This is a genomic window from Streptomyces sp. NBC_01314 (assembly GCF_041435215.1).
Lineage (GTDB): Bacteria > Actinomycetota > Actinomycetes > Streptomycetales > Streptomycetaceae > Streptomyces.
Window position 1 is genome coordinate 6,187,116 of the sequence record NZ_CP108394.1, and the last position, 17,219, is coordinate 6,204,334.

General features: G+C 72.1%; 14 protein-coding genes. 10 read left to right on the forward strand and 4 right to left on the reverse strand.

Annotated features, from left to right (window positions below):
* The first annotated feature begins 36 nt into the window (after positions 1 to 36).
* The 8 genes from OG622_RS27225 to OG622_RS27260 all read left to right on the forward strand — a co-directional run bounded on the left by OG622_RS27225 (position 37) and on the right by OG622_RS27260 (position 10,411).
* Positions 37 to 861: a TIGR03084 family metal-binding protein gene (locus tag OG622_RS27225; RefSeq protein WP_371579244.1), complete on the forward strand. Its 825-nt coding sequence runs from the start codon at positions 37 to 39 to the stop codon at positions 859 to 861.
* Positions 862 to 920: 59 nt separating this feature from the next.
* Positions 921 to 2,612: an acyclic terpene utilization AtuA family protein gene (locus OG622_RS27230; protein ID WP_371584230.1), complete on the forward strand. Its 1,692-nt coding sequence runs from the start codon at positions 921 to 923 to the stop codon at positions 2,610 to 2,612.
* Entirely contained in the window at positions 2,609 to 4,207 is a 1,599-nt protein-coding gene (locus OG622_RS27235; RefSeq protein WP_371579245.1) for an acyl-CoA carboxylase subunit beta, read from the forward strand. The genes OG622_RS27230 and OG622_RS27235 overlap by 4 nt, the downstream gene beginning before the upstream one ends.
* A 55-nt stretch (positions 4,208 to 4,262) precedes the next feature.
* Entirely contained in the window at positions 4,263 to 6,110 is a 1,848-nt protein-coding gene (locus OG622_RS27240) for a biotin carboxylase N-terminal domain-containing protein (protein WP_371579246.1), read from the forward strand.
* Positions 6,111 to 6,218: 108 nt separating this feature from the next.
* Entirely contained in the window at positions 6,219 to 7,382 is a 1,164-nt protein-coding gene (locus OG622_RS27245) for an acyl-CoA dehydrogenase family protein (protein ID WP_371579247.1), read from the forward strand.
* A 55-nt stretch (positions 7,383 to 7,437) separates the two neighbouring features.
* Entirely contained in the window at positions 7,438 to 9,006 is a 1,569-nt protein-coding gene (locus OG622_RS27250) for a 4-coumarate--CoA ligase family protein (protein WP_371579248.1), read from the forward strand.
* Entirely contained in the window at positions 9,003 to 9,740 is a 738-nt protein-coding gene (locus OG622_RS27255) for an enoyl-CoA hydratase family protein (RefSeq protein WP_371579249.1), read from the forward strand. Before OG622_RS27250 ends, OG622_RS27255 begins: the two co-directional genes overlap by 4 nt.
* Entirely contained in the window at positions 9,728 to 10,411 is a 684-nt protein-coding gene (locus OG622_RS27260; RefSeq protein WP_371579250.1) for a TetR/AcrR family transcriptional regulator, read from the forward strand. The genes OG622_RS27255 and OG622_RS27260 overlap by 13 nt, the downstream gene beginning before the upstream one ends.
* Before the next feature lie 63 nt (positions 10,412 to 10,474).
* Here the strand turns inward: OG622_RS27260 and pdxH are convergent, their stop codons facing one another.
* A complete protein-coding gene (gene pdxH, locus OG622_RS27265; protein WP_371584231.1) occupies positions 10,475 to 11,104 on the reverse strand; it encodes a pyridoxamine 5'-phosphate oxidase in 630 nt (209 codons plus the stop codon).
* Between the two features lie 210 nt (positions 11,105 to 11,314).
* Here pdxH and OG622_RS27270 point away from each other — a divergent pair, with 210 nt between their 5' ends.
* A complete protein-coding gene (locus OG622_RS27270; RefSeq protein ID WP_371579251.1) occupies positions 11,315 to 12,415 on the forward strand; it encodes a citrate synthase 2 in 1,101 nt (366 codons plus the stop codon).
* A 396-nt stretch (positions 12,416 to 12,811) separates the two neighbouring features.
* Here OG622_RS27270 and OG622_RS27275 read toward each other — a convergent pair whose 3' ends face one another.
* The 3 genes from OG622_RS27275 to OG622_RS27285 form a co-directional block, all read right to left on the reverse strand.
* Positions 12,812 to 13,453, reverse strand: coding sequence for a 1,4-alpha-glucan branching protein (locus OG622_RS27275; protein WP_371579252.1), 642 nt, complete (start codon positions 13,451 to 13,453; stop codon positions 12,812 to 12,814).
* Positions 13,454 to 13,606: 153 nt separating this feature from the next.
* Positions 13,607 to 15,079 carry a PAS domain-containing protein gene (locus tag OG622_RS27280; RefSeq protein ID WP_371579253.1) on the reverse strand — a complete coding sequence of 491 codons (1,473 nt, stop codon included), beginning with the start codon at positions 15,077 to 15,079 and terminating at the stop codon, positions 13,607 to 13,609.
* 188 nt (positions 15,080 to 15,267) lie between these two features.
* Complete coding sequence (locus OG622_RS27285) at positions 15,268 to 16,023, reverse strand: SIS domain-containing protein (RefSeq protein ID WP_371579254.1); 756 nt, start codon at positions 16,021 to 16,023, stop codon at positions 15,268 to 15,270.
* Positions 16,024 to 16,406: 383 nt separating this feature from the next.
* Here OG622_RS27285 and OG622_RS27290 point away from each other — a divergent pair, with 383 nt between their 5' ends.
* On the forward strand, positions 16,407 to 17,099 hold the full coding sequence (locus OG622_RS27290) for a metal-dependent transcriptional regulator (protein ID WP_371579255.1): 693 nt from the start codon (positions 16,407 to 16,409) through the stop codon (positions 17,097 to 17,099).
* Positions 17,100 to 17,219: the final 120 nt, after the last annotated feature.

The window sequence follows — 17,219 nt, forward strand, 5'->3', positions numbered from 1 at the left end:
CTTGATTGTTTTTGATCCCGGTGCCATGCTCGCCCCATGGCCGACCCAACGCCCGTGATCGACGATCTCCGCGCCGAGAGCGAGGAACTCGACCTGCTCGTCGCCGAGTTGAGCCCGGAACAGTGGGCGCTCGCGACGCCCGCGCCCGGCTGGACCGTCGCCCACCAGATCGCCCACCTCGCCTGGACCGACCACTCCTCCGTGCTGGCGGTGACCGACCGGGCCGCGTTCGCCCGTGAGGTCGAGAGCGCGATGACGTCGCCCGGCGACTTCGTGGACAGCGGCGCGGAGGAAGGGGCCGGGAAGCCACCCGAGCGGCTGGTCGCGGACTGGCGGGCCGGACGCGGGGCCCTGGAGAACGCCCTGCGCGCGGCGCCCGAGGACGCGCGGTTCCCCTGGTACGGCCCGCCCATGTCCACCGCCTCCATGGCGACCGCCCGCCTCATGGAGACCTGGGCCCATGGCCTGGACGTCGCCGACGCGCTCGGCGTCCCCCGGATCGCCCCCGGGGACCGGCTCCGCCACATCACCCGACTCGGCATCCGCACCCGCGACTTCGCCTTCGGCGTGCACGGCCACACCCCGCCGTTCGAGGAGTTCCGCGTCGAACTCACCAGCCCGGCCGGTGAGTTGTGGACCTACGGCCCCGAGGACGCGACCGACCGCGTCACCGGCCCCGCCCTCGACCTCTGCCTCCTGGTCACCCAGCGCGCCCACCGCGCCGACCTCGCACTGCGCGCGGAAGGGGACGACGCCGACCGCTGGCTGGACATCGCCCAGGCCTTCGCGGGACCGCCCGGTGCCGGGCGCGAGCCCAAGGAGGCCGAGGGGACCAAGGGCGCCGAGGGAGCCACCCGGTGACGGCCGCCCCCCTCCGCATCGGCAACGCCTCCGGCTTCTACGGCGACCGCTTCGACGCGATGCGCGAGATGCTCACCGGCGGCGAACTCGACGTCCTCACCGGCGACTATCTCGCCGAGCTGACCATGCTCATCCTCGGCCGCGACCGCCTGAAGGACCCCACCGCCGGGTACGCCCGCACCTTCCTCCGCCAGTTGGAGGAGTGCCTGGGGCTGGCGCAGGAACGGGGCGTGCGGATCGTCGCCAACGCCGGAGGCCTCAACCCGGCCGGACTCGCCGACGCCGTACGGGAGTTGGCGGGCCGACTCGGCATCCCCGTCCGCGTCGCGCACGTCGAGGGCGACGACCTCACCGCCGGCCATCCGGGCAGCCTCGCCGCCCACGCCTACCTCGGCGGCTTCGGCATCGCGGCCTGTCTGCGGGAGGGCGCCGACATCGTGGTCACGGGCCGGGTGACGGACGCGGCCCTGGTCACCGGGCCCGCCGCCGCCCACTTCGGCTGGGGCCCGGGGGAGTACGACCGCCTCGCGGGCGCCGTCGTCGCCGGGCACGTGCTGGAGTGCGGCGCCCAGGCCACCGGCGGCAACTACGCCTTCTTCCACGAGGCCGGCAAGGTCCATGAGGCCGGCAAGGTCCACGAGGCCCACGCGGTCCATGAGTCGGACCCGGCGGCCCGTTTCCGCCGCCCCGGCTTCCCCCTGGCAGAACTCCACGCCGACGGAACCGCCGTCATCACCAAACACCCCGGCACCGGCGGCCTCGTCGACGTCGGCACGGTCACCGCCCAGCTCCTCTACGAGACGGGCGGAGCCCGGTACGCGGGCCCCGACGTCACCGCCCGGCTCGACACCATCCGGCTCACCCAGGACGGCCCCGACCGCGTCCGCGTCGAGGGCGTACGCGGCGAGGCCCCGCCCCCGACCCTCAAAGTCGGCCTCAACCGGCTCGGCGGCTTCCGCAACGAGGTCACCTTCGTCCTGACCGGCCTGGAGATCGAACGCAAGGCCGCCCTCGTCCGCGACCAGCTGGAGACCGCGCTCGCCGCCGCCAAGTCCCGCCCGGCGCACGTGGACTGGGAGCTGGCCCGCACCGACCACTCCGACGCCCGCACCGAGGAGACCGCCAGCGCGCTCCTCCGCCTCGTCGTCCGCGACCCCGACCAGAACGCCGTCGGCCGCGCCCTCAGCGGTGCCGCCGTGGAGCTGGCCCTCGCGAGCTACCCCGGCTTCCACGTCCTGGCCCCACCGGGAAAGGGCGCGCCCTACGGGGTGTTCGAGGCGGCGTACGTCGACCAGGGCGCCGTCGAGCACACGGCGGTCCTCCACGACGGCCGCCGGGTCCCGGTACCCCCGGCCGACGGCACCCTCGTACTGCGGCCGGTCGACGAGCCGCCCCTCCCGGATCCGTTGCCCCCCGGACCGGTGCGCCGCGCACCCCTCGGCCTCGTCGCCGGCGCCCGCAGCGGCGACAAGGGCTCCAACGCCAACATCGGCCTCTGGACCCGCACGGACGACGCCTGGCGGTGGCTGGCCCACACCCTCACCATCGACCGCCTCCGCGAACTCCTCCCGGAGACAGCCGAGCTGCCCGTCGTCCGGCACGTCCTGCCCGACCTTCGCGCCCTCAACTTCGAGATCGTCGGCATCCTCGGCGAGGGCGTCGCCTCGCAAGCCCGTTTCGACCCCCAGGCCAAGGCCCTCGGCGAATGGCTGCGCTCCCGCCACCTGGACATACCGGAGATCCTGCTGTGACCGTCCTCAGCTCCGCCCTGGACCCGGGCGCCCCCGACCACACCGCGAACCGCGAGGCCATGCTCACCCGGCTCACCGAACTCGACACCGAGCACGCGAAGGCCCTCGCGGGTGGCGGCGAGAAGTACATCGCCAGGCACCGGGGGCGCGGCAAGCTGCTCGCCCGCGAGCGCGTCGAACTGCTGCTGGACCCCGACACGCCCTTCCTCGAACTGTCCCCGCTCGCGGCCTGGGGCAGCGAGTACCCGGTCGGCGCCTCCCTCGTCACCGGCATCGGGACCGTCGAGGGCGTCGAGTGTCTGATCACCGCGAACGACCCGACCGTGCGCGGCGGCGCGAGCAACCCGTGGAGCCTGAAGAAGGCCCTCCGCGCCAACGACATCGCGCTCGCCAACCGCCTGCCCTGCATCAGCCTCGTCGAGTCCGGCGGGGCCGATCTCCCCTCCCAGAAGGAGATCTTCATCCCCGGCGGCGCGATCTTCCGCGACCTCACCCGCCTCTCGGCCGCCGGAATCCCCACCATCGCCGTCGTCTTCGGCAACTCCACCGCCGGCGGGGCCTACATCCCCGGTATGTCCGACCACGTGATCATGGTCAAGGAGCGGGCGAAGGTGTTCCTCGGCGGGCCGCCCCTCGTGAAGATGGCCACCGGCGAGGAGAGCGACGACGAGTCGCTGGGCGGCGCCGAGATGCACGCGCGCGTGTCGGGCCTCGCCGACCACTTCGCCGTGGACGAGCAGGACGCCCTCCGCCAGGCCCGCCGGGTCGTCGCCCGCCTCAACCACCGCAAGGCGTACGCCGATCCGGCTCCGGCCGCACCCCCCAAGTACGACGCGGAGGAACTGCTCGGCATCGTGCCGGGCGATCTGAAGGTGCCCTTCGACCCCCGCGAGGTGATCGCCCGGATCGTCGACGCCTCCGACTTCGACGAGTTCAAGTCCCTCTACGGCACCAGCCTGGTCACCGGCTGGGCGAGCCTGCACGGCTACCCGGTCGGTGTCCTCGCCAACGCCCGAGGGGTCCTCTTCAGCGAGGAGTCGCAGAAGGCGGCCCAGTTCATCCAGCTCGCCAACCAGCGCGACATCCCCCTCCTCTTCCTGCACAACACCACCGGCTACATGGTCGGCAGGGAGTACGAGCAGGGCGGCATCATCAAGCACGGCGCGATGATGATCAACGCGGTGAGCAATTCGAAGGTCCCCCATCTGTCCGTCCTGATGGGCGCCTCGTACGGCGCCGGCCACTACGGCATGTGCGGGCGCGCCTTCGACCCCCGCTTCCTCTTCGCCTGGCCCGGCGCCAAGTCGGCGGTGATGGGCCCGCAGCAACTGGCGGGCGTGCTGTCGATCGTCGCCCGCCAGTCGGCGGCGGCCAAGGGACTGCCCTACGACGAGGACGCGGACGCCGCACTGCGCGCGATGGTGGAGCAGCAGATCGAGTCCGAGTCCCTGCCGATGTTCCTGTCCGGGCGGCTGTACGACGACGGGGTCATCGACCCCCGCGACACCCGCACCGTCCTCGGCCTGTGCCTGTCCGCGATCCACACGGCGCCCTACGAGGGCGCACGCGGTGGCTTCGGCGTCTTCCGGATGTAAGGAACGTGAGGAACCACCAGTGACACCAGTGATATCAGAGACACCAGAGACATCAGTGATCACTTCTGTCCTCGTCGCCAACCGGGGCGAGATCGCCTGCCGGATCTTCCGCACCTGCCGTGAGCTGGGAATCCAGACGGTCGCCGTGCACTCCGACGCCGACGAGAACGCCCTCCACGCGCGCGTGGCCGACAGGGCGGTACGGCTGCCGGGCGCGGCCCCCGCCGACACCTACCTGCGCGGCGACCTGATCGTGAAGGCCGCCCTCGCCGCCGGCGCCGACGCGGTCCACCCCGGCTACGGCTTCCTCTCCGAGAACCCCGGCTTCGCCCGCCAGGTCCTCGACGCGGGCCTCACCTGGATCGGCCCGGCCCCCGAGGCGATCGAGGCCATGGCGTCCAAGACTCGCGCCAAGGAACTGATGGGCCTGGAACCCCTCACCGAGGTGACCGGGAAGGACCTGCCGGTCCTCGTGAAGGCCGCCGCGGGCGGCGGCGGACGCGGTATGCGCGTCGTACGCCACCTCGACGACCTGGACGCCGCCCTGAAGAGCGCCCGCGCCGAGGCCGCGAGCGCCTTCGGCGACGGCGAGGTCTTCGTCGAGCCCTACGTCGAGAACGGCCGCCACGTCGAGGTCCAGATCCTCGCGGACACCCACGGCACGATCTGGCCCCTGGGCACCCGCGACTGCTCCCTGCAGCGCCGCCACCAGAAGGTCATCGAGGAGGCCCCGGCCCCCGCCCTCTCCGACGAACTCAGGGAGGAACTCCACACCCTGGCCGTACACGCCGCCCGAGCCGTCGACTACGTCGGCGCGGGCACGGTCGAGTTCCTCGTCGCCGACGGCACGGCCCACTTCCTGGAGATGAACACCCGCCTCCAGGTCGAACACCCGGTCACGGAGGCCGTCTTCGGCCTCGACCTGGTCGCCGAACAGATCCGCGTCGCCGAGGGCCACGCCCTCCCGGCCGACCCCCCGCGCGCGCGTGGCCACGCGGTCGAGGCCCGCCTGTACGCCGAGGACCCGGCGCGGAACTGGACTCCGCAGACGGGCACGCTGCACCGCCTCACGGTCCCCGAGAGCGTCCGCCTGGACACCGGCTTCACCGACGGCGACGACATCGGCGTCCACTACGACCCCATGCTCGCCAAGGTCATCGCCCACGCACCCACCCGCGCGGAGGCGATCCGCCGCCTGGCCGCCGCCCTGGACCGGGCCACCCTCCACGGCCCGGCCACCAACCGCGACCTCCTGGCCCGCTCCCTGCGTCACGAGGAGTTCACGACGGCCCGCATGGACACGGGCTTCTACGACCGTCACCTGCCCGCCCTGACCAGCCCCACCCCCGACCCGCACGCCCCCCTGGCCGCCGCCCTCGCCGACGCCGCCACCGAAGGCGACCCACGCTTCGGCGGCTGGCGCAACGTCCACTCACAACCCCGGACCAGGCGCTACGCGACGGCGGGCGAGGAACACGAGGCGACCTACCGCCACACCCGCACGGGTCCGGAGGCGGACGGTGTCACGGTCGTACACGCCGACGCCGACCTCGTCGTACTCGAAGTCCACGGCGTACGGCGACGGTTCGAGGTGACGCGCTACGGCCCCCACCGCTACGTCAACACCACCCACCTCACCGCCCTCCCCCGCTTCCCCGACCCCACCACCCAACAGACCCCCGGCTCCCTCCTCGCCCCCATGCCGGGCACGGTCGTCCGCGTGGCGGAGAACCTGAAGCCGGGATCACCCGTACAGGCCGGCCAACCCCTCCTCTGGCTGGAGGCGATGAAGATGGAGCACAGGATCACGGCGTCGGTGCCGGGCACGCTGACGGCCCTGCACGTAGTACCTGGTCAACAGGTGGAGCCAGGCATGTTGCTGGCGGTCGTGCAGCCGGGTTAGGGGCGCGGGGCTGTATCGATATGCGGCTCCGCCGCGAGGGCGCGACCAGCCACGAACCACCCGCAGTCTCCAGACATCCGAAACCCCCTCCCCCTCAGGAGCCCCTTCATGGCCCCCGTCCTGGAATCCGAAGAACACAAGGCCCTTCGAGCCGCCGTATCCGCCCTGGGAAAGCGCTACGGCCGCGCATACATAGCCACGGTCAACAAGGAGGGCCGCCACCCCGACGAACTCTGGTCCGAGGCGGCCAAACTCGGCTACCTGGGCGTCAACCTCCCCGAGGAGTACGAGGGCGGGGGCGGCGGCATCACCGAACTCTCCATCGTCCTGGAGGAGCTCGGCGCCGCAGGCTGCCCCCTGCTCATGATGGTCGTCTCGCCCGCCATCTGCGGCACCGTCATCGCCCGCTTCGGGACCAGGGCACAGCAGCAGACCTGGCTGCCCTCGCTGGCGAACGGCTCCCGCCTCATGGCCTTCGGCATCACCGAACCCGACGCCGGCTCCAACAGCCACCGCATCACCACCACGGCCCGCAGGGACGCGGCCGGAGACTGGCTGCTGACCGGCCGCAAGGTCTTCATCTCCGGCGTCGACAGGGCCGACGCCGTCCTCGTCGTCGGCCGCACCGAGGACGCCCGCACCGGCAACCTCAAGCCCTGCCTCTTCATCGTCCCCACGGACACCCCCGGCTTCGAGTACCGCCCGATCGAGATGGAACTCCGCGCCGCCGAGAAGCAGTTCGAGCTGACCTTCGACGACATCCGGCTCCCCGCCGACGCACTCGTCGGCGACGAGAACGCGGGCCTGCTCCAGCTCTTCGCCGGCCTCAACCCCGAGCGGATCATGACGGCCGCCTTCGCGATCGGCATGGCCAGGTACGCCCTCGCCAAGGCCGTCGACTACGCCCGCGAGCGCACCGTATGGCGTCAGCCCATCGGCGCCCACCAGGCGATCGCCCACCCCCTCGCCCAGTCCCACATCGAACTCGAACTGGCCCGCCTGATGATGCAGAAGGCGGCCCACCTCTACGACGCCGGCGACGACGCGGCGGCCGGCGAGGCCGCCAACATGGCCAAGTACGCGGCGGGGGAGGCCTGCGTGAAGGCCGTCGACCAGGCCGTGCACACCCTCGGCGGCAACGGCCTCACGACCGAGTTCGGCCTCGCCTCGCTGATAACGGCCGCGCGCGTGTCTCGTATCGCGCCGGTGAGCCGGGAGATGATTCTCAACTACGTCTCCCACCAGACCCTGGGCCTGCCGAAGTCGTATTAGGCCGTCTTGGTCGCATCAGGCAGTCCTGGTCGTATTGGGCAGTCTTGGAGGAACCATGTTCCGCAGCGAGTACGCAGACGTCTCACCCGTCGAACTCCCCATCCACGACGCCGTGCTGGCCCGCGCCGCCGAGTTCGGCGACCTGCCCGCGCTGGTCGACGGCGTCGACGGCACGACCCTCACGTACGAACAGCTGGACCGCTTCCACCGGCGGCTGGCCGCCTCGTTCGCCGAGGCGGGCGTCCGCAAGGGCGACGTGCTCGCCCTGCACAGCCCCAACACGATCGCCTACCCGACGGCGTTCTACGCGGCCACGCGCGCGGGTGCCACAGTCACCACCGTGCACCCGCTGGCCACCCCCGGCGAGCTGGCGAAACAGCTGCGGGACTCGGGGGCGAGCTGGATCGTCACGGTCTCACCCCTCCTCGAAACCGCCCGCGCCGCCGCCGAACGCGTGGGCGGCATACGGGAGATCTTCGTCTGCGACAGCGCCCCCGGTCACCGTTCGCTGATCGACATGCTCGCCTCCGCCGCGCCCGAACCGGCCGTCGACATCGACCCGGTGACGGACGTCGCGGCCCTCCCGTACTCCTCCGGCACGACCGGTGTCCCCAAGGGCGTCATGCTCACCCACCGGTCCATCGCCACCAACCTCGCCCAACTCGAAGAGGTCATGCCGGCCGGCCCCGGCGACCGCGTCCTCGCCGTACTGCCGTTCTTTCACATCTACGGGCTCACGGCGCTGATGAACGCCCCGCTGCGACTCGGCGCCACGGTCGTCGTCCTGCCCCGCTTCGACCTGGAGGTCTACCTCGCGGCGATCGCCGCACACCGCATCACCCACCTGTACGTGGCCCCGCCGATCGTCCTCGCCCTGGCCAAGCACCCGGCCGCCGAGCGCTACGACCTCTCCACGGTCCGGCACATCCTCTCGGCCGCCGCACCCCTGGACGCGGCCCTCGCCGCCGCCTGCTCCGCCCGCCTCGGCCTGCCGCCGGTCGTCCAGGGCTACGGCATGACCGAACTCTCCCCCTGCTCCCACATCGTGCCCCTCGCCCAGGCCGCGGCGGCGCCCCCCGGCACCGTCGGCAAACTCATCGCCGGCACCGAGATGCGGATCGTCTCCCTCGACGACCCCGGCAAGGACGTCGGCGTCGGCGAACAGGGCGAGATCGTCGTCCGGGGCCCCCAGGTCATGAAGGGCTACCTCGGGCAACCCCGGGCCACCGCCGACATGATCGACGCCGACGGCTGGCTCGCCACCGGGGACGTCGGGCACACCGACGCCGACGGCTGGCTGTACGTCGTCGACCGCGTCAAGGAACTGATCAAGTACAAGGGCTTCCAGGTCGCCCCCGCCGAACTCGAAGCCCTCCTCGTCACCCACCCCGGTATCGCCGACGCCGCCGTCATCGGCCACTACAACGCCGACGGCAACGAGGTCCCGCACGCCTTCGTCGTCCGCCACCCCACGGCGCGCGAAATCTCCGAGGGCGAGATCATGATGTACGTCGCCGAACGCGTCGCCCCCTACAAACGCGTCCGCCACGTCACCTTCATCGACGGCGTGCCCCGCGCGGCCTCCGGGAAGATACTCCGCCGCGAACTCAGGGAGCGCCTGTGACAGAGCTGATCCAGTACGCCCACCACCGGGGCATCACCACCCTCACCCTCGACTCCCCGGCCAACCGCAACGCCCTCTCCGCCGCCCTCGTCGGCGAACTCCGCGACACCCTCGACCGGTGCGGCAAGGACGACACCGTACGAGCCGTCGTCCTCACCCACACCGGCAACACCTTCTGCGCAGGCGCCGACCTGCGCGACCCACCCGACCCGCAGGCCCTGGTAGACCTCCTCCGCCTGCTGCTCGAACTGCCCAAGCCCGTCGTCGCCCGCGTCACCGGGCACGTCCGGGCGGGCGGCCTCGGCCTGCTCGGGGCCTGCGACATCGCCGCCGCCGGTCCCGAGGCCACGTTCGCCCTCACCGAGGTCCGCATCGGCGTCGCGCCCGCCGTCATCTCCCTCACCCTCCGCCCCCGCACCGACCCCCGCGCCCTCGCCCGCTACTACCTCACCGGAGAGAGGTTCGGCTCCGCCGAAGCCGCCCGTATCGGCCTCCTCACCACTGCCGGCGCCGATGTCGACGACGTACTCGAACCCGTCCTCGACGGTCTGCGCCGAGCCTCCCCGAGGGCCCTGGCGGAGACGAAACACCTGCTCACAGCTAAGGTTCTGGAGAACTTCGACCTGGACGCGGGCGAACTGACCCGCCTCTCGTCCCGGCTGTTCGCCTCCGCCGACGCCCGCGAGGGCATGACGGCCTTCCTCGAAAGACGGGAACCGGGATGGGTGCTGTGAGCGCGGTGGACACATCCGACGAGACCGGCACCGGCACCGGGACCAGCACCGGGACCAGCACCGATACGAGCACCGACACGAGCGCGGTGGCCGACCGAGGGCCCAAGCAGGACCGTAGCCGCGTCACCCGCAAACGCCTCCTGGAAGCCGCCGTGTCCTGCCTCGCCGAACACGGCTGGGCCGGCTCCACCGTCTCCGTCGTCGCCGAACGCGCCGGCGTCTCCCGAGGCGCCGCCCAGCACCACTTCCGCACCCGCGAGGACCTGTTCACCGCCGCCGTCGAGTACGTCGCCGAGGAACGCTCCCTCGCCCTGCGCGCCCTCTTCCCCGAGGGCCCCGCCGACCGCCGCGCCGTGGTCGCCGCCGTCGTCGACCTCTACACCGGCCCCCTCTTCCGCGCCGCCCTCCACCTCTGGGTCGCCGCCTCCAACGAGGACCAGCTCCGCCCTCGCGTCACCGAACTCGAAGCCCACGTCGGCCGCGAGACCCACCGCATCGCCGTCGACCTCCTGGGCGCCGACGAGACAGTCCCCGGCGTCCGCGAAACCGTCCAGGGCCTCCTCGACATGGCCCGCGGCCTCGGCCTCGCCAACCTCCTCACCGACGACACGAGCCGTCGCGACAGGGTGGTGGCCCAGTGGGCGGCCCTGCTGGACGAGGCACTGGGCTGACGAAACCCGGCTGACGGAAACGGGCTGACGAACCGGGCCGACGACGCACGGGGCCGACGGCCCTCACGGACTCAGGCGCTCCACCCGCCACGACCCGTCCGGCTCCGCCACGTACCGCAGCCGGTCGTGCAGCCGGTTGCCCCGGCCCTGCCAGAACTCCACACTCTGCGGCGCCACCCGGAAACCACCCCAGTTCGGCGGCACCGGCACCTGCTCACCCTCCGGATAGCGGGTGTGCAACTCCTCGTACGCGGCGTCCAGTTCGGTCCGCGAGGAGATCACCGAGGACTGTGCGCTGGCCCACGCCCCCAGCTGCGAACCATGCGGACGCGTCCGGAAGTACGCCGCCGTCTCGTCCCGCCCGGTCCGCCGCGCCGTACCCGTCACGATCACCTGCCGGGCGATCCCGTGCCAGGGGAAGAGCAGCGAGACATGCGGGTTCTCCGCCAGGTCACGGGCCTTGCGGGAGTCGTAGTTCGTGTAGAAGACGAAGCCCTGCGCGTCGTACGCCTTCATCAGGACCGTACGAGAACCGGGGCGCCCCTCGGCGTCCGCCGTCGACACGACCATGGCGTTCGGCTCGAACACGGCGCCCTCCTGCGCGGCCTGCCCGAACCACCGCGCGAACTGCTCCATCGGATCCCCGGCCAGCTCACTCTCGTCGAGCCCGTCGGCGCGGTACTGCTTGCGCATGACGGCGGGGTCGGGCACGGGTTCCAGGCCGGGATCGCTCACCCGGTCATCTTGCCGTATCGACGGCCGACCGGAAGGCTGGTGGCACTGAGTGCCGCGCACCCTCCCCAAACCTGGCACTCAGGCGTAAGGTGCTGGAACATTCCGGTGGGGCCTCGCATCCGCCGCCGCCGGTCCCCCCCCGTCGCACACATCAAGAGGAGCCGCCTGATGTCCGACTTCGTACCCGGACTCGAAGGAGTCGTCGCGTTCGAGACGGAGATCGCCGAACCGGACAAGGAGGGCGGCGCACTCCGGTACCGCGGCGTCGACATCGAGGACCTGGTCGGCCATGTCTCCTTCGGCAACGTCTGGGGCCTGCTCGTCGACGGCGCCTTCCGCCCCGGCCTGCCGCCCGCCGAGCCGTTCCCCATCCCCGTCCACTCGGGCGACATCCGCGTCGACGTCCAGTCCGCGCTGGCCATGCTCGCCCCGGTCTGGGGCCTCAAGCCCCTCCTGGACATCGACGAGCAGCAGGCCCGCGCCGACCTCGCCCGCGCCGCCGTCATGGCCCTCTCCTACGTCGCCCAGTCCGCCCGCGGCCAGGGTCACCCCATGGTCCCGCAGCGCGAGATCGACAAGGCCCAGTCCGTCGTCGAACGCTTCATGATCCGCTGGCGCGGCGAGCCCGACCCGAAGCACGTCGCGGCGGTCGACGCGTACTGGACCTCGGCCGCCGAGCACGGCATGAACGCGTCCACCTTCACGGCGAGGGTCATCGCGTCGACCGGCGCGGACGTGGCAGCGGCCCTCTCCGGCGCGGTGGGAGCCATGTCCGGCCCCCTCCACGGCGGCGCCCCCTCCCGCGTCCTCGGCATGATCGAGGAGATCGAACGCACGGGCGACGCCGACGCCTACGTCAAACAGGCCCTCGACAAGGGCGAACGCCTCATGGGCTTCGGCCACCGCGTCTACCGCGCCGAGGACCCCCGCGCCCGCGTCCTCCGCCGCACCGCCCGCGACCTCGGCGCCCCGCGCTTCGAGGTCGCCGAGGCCCTGGAGAAGGCGGCCCTGGCGGAACTCCACGCCCGCCGCCCCGACCGGGTCCTCGCCACGAACGTCGAGTTCTGGGCCGCGATCGTCCTCGACTTCGCCGAGGTCCCGGCCCATATGTTCACATCGATGTTCACCTGCGCCCGCACGGCGGGCTGGTCGGCGCACATCCTCGAACAGAAGCGCACCGGCCGCCTCGTCCGCCCCTCCGCCCGCTATGTGGGGCCGGGCACGCGCAGCCCGCAGGAGATCACGGGATACGAGGACATCGCCCAGTAGTCCTCTCGCCGCGTCACGCGGGGCTGAGCAGCTCCGAGTGATGCCGCTCGGCCTGCGGACTGGTGAGTGCCGGTTCCTGCCAGTCCCGACACGGAAACACCCTGCAAAACAGGCGACCCGCAGACTCTGGGTCCCTCCGCCCAGGGGGCGAAGAAGCCGGCCGGACGTGCCGGCGAGTCTGCGGGTCGGGTGACTGCTTGAGATTGGGCCGGCTGCGTGCTCGTTTCACACGCTGGTCCGACACCGCACTGAGAATGGTGACGGGCGCTAGCCCGCAGCCACCTCGCGCGTCCGGGTTTCATACATGTACCCGATCACCTCCTTTCTCACGTGCCCACCACTTTAGGAAGCGGTGGGGAGACGCTCAAGCGATTTTCCGAAGGGTTTGGCGAGGGACTACCGCAGTACGGCGAAGACCGCGCGCGCCCGGGTGTCGTCGGGGAGGGTCCAGTGCCCGGTGACGTGGCCCTTCGCGTCCTCCGGGAGGTCGAGTGAGCCGGGCTGGAGGATGCGGCTCAGGTGGAGGACGGCGGGGCCGGGCTGGATGGGGAGTTCGGTGGCCCTGGGGGTGTCGGTCGCGGCGAGGGCGGCCACGGACAGCGGGCCCTCGCCCTTGTACGACCGGGTGATCTCGGGGTCCGGGGTGTCGGTGAGGCTCTGGGCCTGGGGTTCGGCGCGGCCCTCGAACAGGGCCAGCAGCTGGGTGAGCAGGACCGGGTCCTGGACGCCGTCGTAGACCCAGCGCCTGCCCAGTACGCCGTGTTCCATGGTGCCGATGAGAGCGTGCTCGGCGTCGGGGAGCGGGGCGCCCCGATAAGTGAGGGGCGCCAGGTAGTGGACCGGGGCGGGGTCGGAGGCGTCGGTGGCGACCATGAACTCGATGCCGACCTCGCCCTCGGGGTCGTCGAGGCGGAAGCCGCCGGCCTTGGCCAGTACCGGGGCGGCCGGGCCGCCTGCGTACCAGCGGCGGGTGGGCAGCCAGGAGGTCAGGAGTTCGAGCTTGGTGGGTGTGAGGGTGGTGTGGTGGATGAGTGCCATGGGGCGGATTCTCCGCCGGGCCGACGAGCGGACGCGAGCTCTTTCCCGCGCGCGCCCGCCGGGCGCCTCCGGCTCACCGCTCCGTCGGCTCCCGGCCGTCGCCGTACCGGTTCGCGCCCGTGGCGCTTACGCCCGCGGCGGCTTCCGCCCCGGCTACTCCGCCGACCTCTCCAGCGCCTCCAGGTCCAGCGCCGCGGCGATGCGTACGGCGATGTCCTCGGCGTAGACCGCGTCGGCGCGTTCGAAGGGGGTGCGGTTGGCGCCGCGGAGGAAGGTGACGACGCCGAGGGTGCGGCCGCGGCTGCGCAGGACGGTACAGAGAGAGTGGACGGTGTCCGGGGGCCACTGGCGGCCGGTGGCCCACTGGCGGGCCGCTTCCGGGGGAGCCGTGCCGGCGCTGGCGCGGACCGAGCCCGCGCGCTCCGCGCACTGCAGGGCGGGGTGGCCGGGGCCGTAGCGGACCGGGATGCCGGCGTGGCCGGTGAGGTGGCTGGGGCCGGGCTGGCCGGAGGGCGTGGCGGCGGCGCGTACGAGGCGGGCGGGGCCGTCGCCGTCGCTGAGGGAGCCGCCGGCGACGCGGTCGATGAGGGCGTGGTCGGCGAAGCCGGCGAGGGCGAAGTCGAGGTGGACGGTGGCTCCCTCGCCGGGGTCCTCGCACTCGGCGGCGGCACGGGCGGCCCGGTGGAGCTGGTTGACGCGGAAGCGGAGCTGCGCGGCCTCCTGCTCGGTCTGTTTGGACTCGGTGATGTCCTGGAAGAGCCAGCCGACGCCGAGGGGAACCGGCTCCTCGGCCAGCGGTGAGGCGAGGCGGAGGAAGCCGCTGCGCCAGCACCGGCGCTTCTCGCCCTCGGGGGTGCGGACGCTGACCCAGATCTCGGCGGGCGCGGGCGGGGCGCCCTCGGCGAGGACGTGGGTGAGGGCGCTCTCCAGTTCCTCGACGCCCTGGGCGAGCAGTTCGCCGAGGGGGCGTCCGAGGACCGCCGTGCGGCCGATGCCGAGGGCGCGGGCGGCGTGGGCGTTGACGACGGCGGGGCGCAGGTCGGCGTCGACGAGGACGACGCCCCAGGACGCGTCCTCGAAGAGGGCCTCACTGAGGGCGATGGATCGTTCGAGGTCGATCTGCGCGTGGACCTCGCTGAAGGCGCAGTACAGGCCGGCGGGCTTGCCGTCGGGTCCGCGTACGGCGGCGGACTGGGTGCGGACGAGGATGCGTCCGCCGTCCTTCGTGACCAGGGCGAACTCGTGCACCTGCCGGCCGGCGGCGTGCATGGCGGCCATCAGCCGCCCCTCGACCTCCTCGGCGTCGGCGGTCCGTACGGCCCACCCGGCGAATCCGCGGCGCCCCACGGCCTCCCCCGCGTTCCAGCCCAGGATGCGTTCGGCCTCGCGGTTCCAGTGGGTGACGACGCCGTCGGCGTCGAAGGCGCACAGGGCCGCGTCCATCCCGTCCAGCAGGGCGGCGAGGAGATCCGAGCCACCGGCGTCCATGGAGCCCTCGGTGCTTTCGGTGTCCTCGGTGTTCACCGTGCCCTCGATGTCCTCGGTGTCCTCGTCCGTCGGACCGGCCCGCTCGGGCTCGTCGGGCCCGAGCTCGTCGGTGGTCCCACTACGCCGGGAAGCACTCACCTGAACCCCCTGCAGGCTGCGTTGCGTCCGCATGTACGCCTGTACGGCGCCTCGGTTCGCTCACTCACCATCATTCAACTCGAACGTGACCCAGCCCACATCTGGTTCACGCAAGATGTGGATGAAATCGTTGTACGCCGGATTTCCTTCTCACCCTTCTCAACGTTCCCACGAACCCGGGGGCTCAGTCAGCGCAGGTAGAAGATGCGGTCGCCGTACTCCCGCATGACGCGGTCGTTCCAGTCGAGCCCGCCGTCCACGTTCCCGGAGCGGAGCAGGGGCGGATCGATGCCCCGGTCCGCGAGGGAGGCGGCGGCGGTGGCCATGACGGACTGGAGGATCGCGGAGGTGACGACGGTGGAGGCCGGGGCGAAGGGGGCGGGGATGGTGTCGAGGGTGAGCGTCGCGTCACCGACCGCGATCTTCGAGTCCAGGACGAGATCGCAGTGGTCCTTGAGGAAGGTGCCGGAGGAGTGGCGTGATGTCGTCTGCGTGGCGTAGGCGACCGAGGTGACGCCGATGACCTTCACTCCCCGTTCCCGGGCGTGCGCGGCCATCTCCACGGGCAGGGCGTTGCGACCGGAGAGTGAGATCACCACGAGCAGGTCGCCGGCCCGTAGCGGGCTGGTGTCGAGCACGGCGGTCGCCAGTCCGTCGACCCGCTCCAGCGCCGACCCGAGTGTGGCGGGCAGCACGTCCACGCCGACCGTGCCGGGGACGGCCAGCAGGTTCATCAGCGCGAGACCGCCGGCCCGGTAGACGAGGTCCTGGGCGGGGAGGGACGAGTGCCCGGCCCCGAACGCGAAGAGCCGGCCCCCGTCGGCGACGGTGTCCGCGATCATCTCGCCGGCCGCGGCGACGGCCTCCCCGTCCTCGTCCCGCACGCGCTGCAGCAGTCCGATCGCCGCGTCGAGGAAGCGTTCGCCCAGCCTGCCGTCGTCCATGTGTGAACCCCTCAGCCCTGTCGCCGGCCTGCAGTGTCGCGGATCACGTTAGAGGTCTGGACCAGTGGGGTGTCAATACGGCCGGGACGGGGCCGTCGACTCTTCTCGCCCCCGCCGCCCCTGCCCGTCCCACCCCAGGGACTGCGCTCCGACCGACCCGCATCCGCTCACGGACCGAAACCTCCCGAGCCCCCCGCCACCGTCGGAAAGGGGCGTCAGGTCACAAATCGGCCACCCGGCGCGAGTCATACCGTCGTCGTTCCCCCGGCATCACCCGGTTGTCAGTCGGATGCGTAAGAATTGGGTCCAGGGTCAGCGCAGCAAGCCGCAGTAAGCCGGTGTGGCCTTCGAAGCCTCCGGCTGAATCTCATCGAGGGGCACGTATGTCCGGACTGATCGATACGACGGAGATGTATCTCCGCACCATCCTCGAGCTGGAGGAGGAAGGTGTGGTCCCCATGCGCGCCCGGATCGCCGAGCGGCTCGACCAGAGCGGTCCCACGGTGAGCCAGACGGTCGCGCGCATGGAGCGCGACGGCCTGGTGTCCGTCGCCCCGGACCGTCACCTGGAGCTCACCGAGGAGGGGCGTCGGCTGGCGACGCGCGTGATGCGCAAGCACCGCCTCGCGGAGTGCCTGCTCGTCGACGTGATCGGCCTGGAGTGGGAGCAGGTGCACGCGGAGGCGTGTCGCTGGGAGCACGTGATGAGCGAGGCGGTCGAGCGCCGCGTCCTGGAGCTGCTGCGCCACCCCACCGAGTCGCCGTACGGCAACCCGATCCCGGGCCTGGAGGAGCTGGGCGAGAAGGACGGCGCGGACCCCTTCCTGGACGAGGGCATGGTGTCGCTCGCGGACCTCGACCCGGGCACGGAGGGCAAGACCGTCGTCGTACGCCGGATCGGTGAGCCCATCCAGACGGACGCCCAGCTGATGTACACGCTGCGCCGCGCGGGCGTGCAGCCCGGTTCCGTGGTGAGCGTGACGGAGGCGGCCGGCGGTGTCCTCGTGGGCAGCGGCGGCGAGGCGGCGGAGCTGGAGGCGGAGGTCGCCTCCCACGTGTTCGTCGCCAAGCCCTGACCCGCGCGCCGATTTCGCCGAGCGCCGAGCGCCGAGCGCTGACACGCGCACGTCACCGATCGCCCGGCGCCGGGCGGCGCGTACAGGCCGACGGCACAGGCGGGGGCACCGGGTCGACCG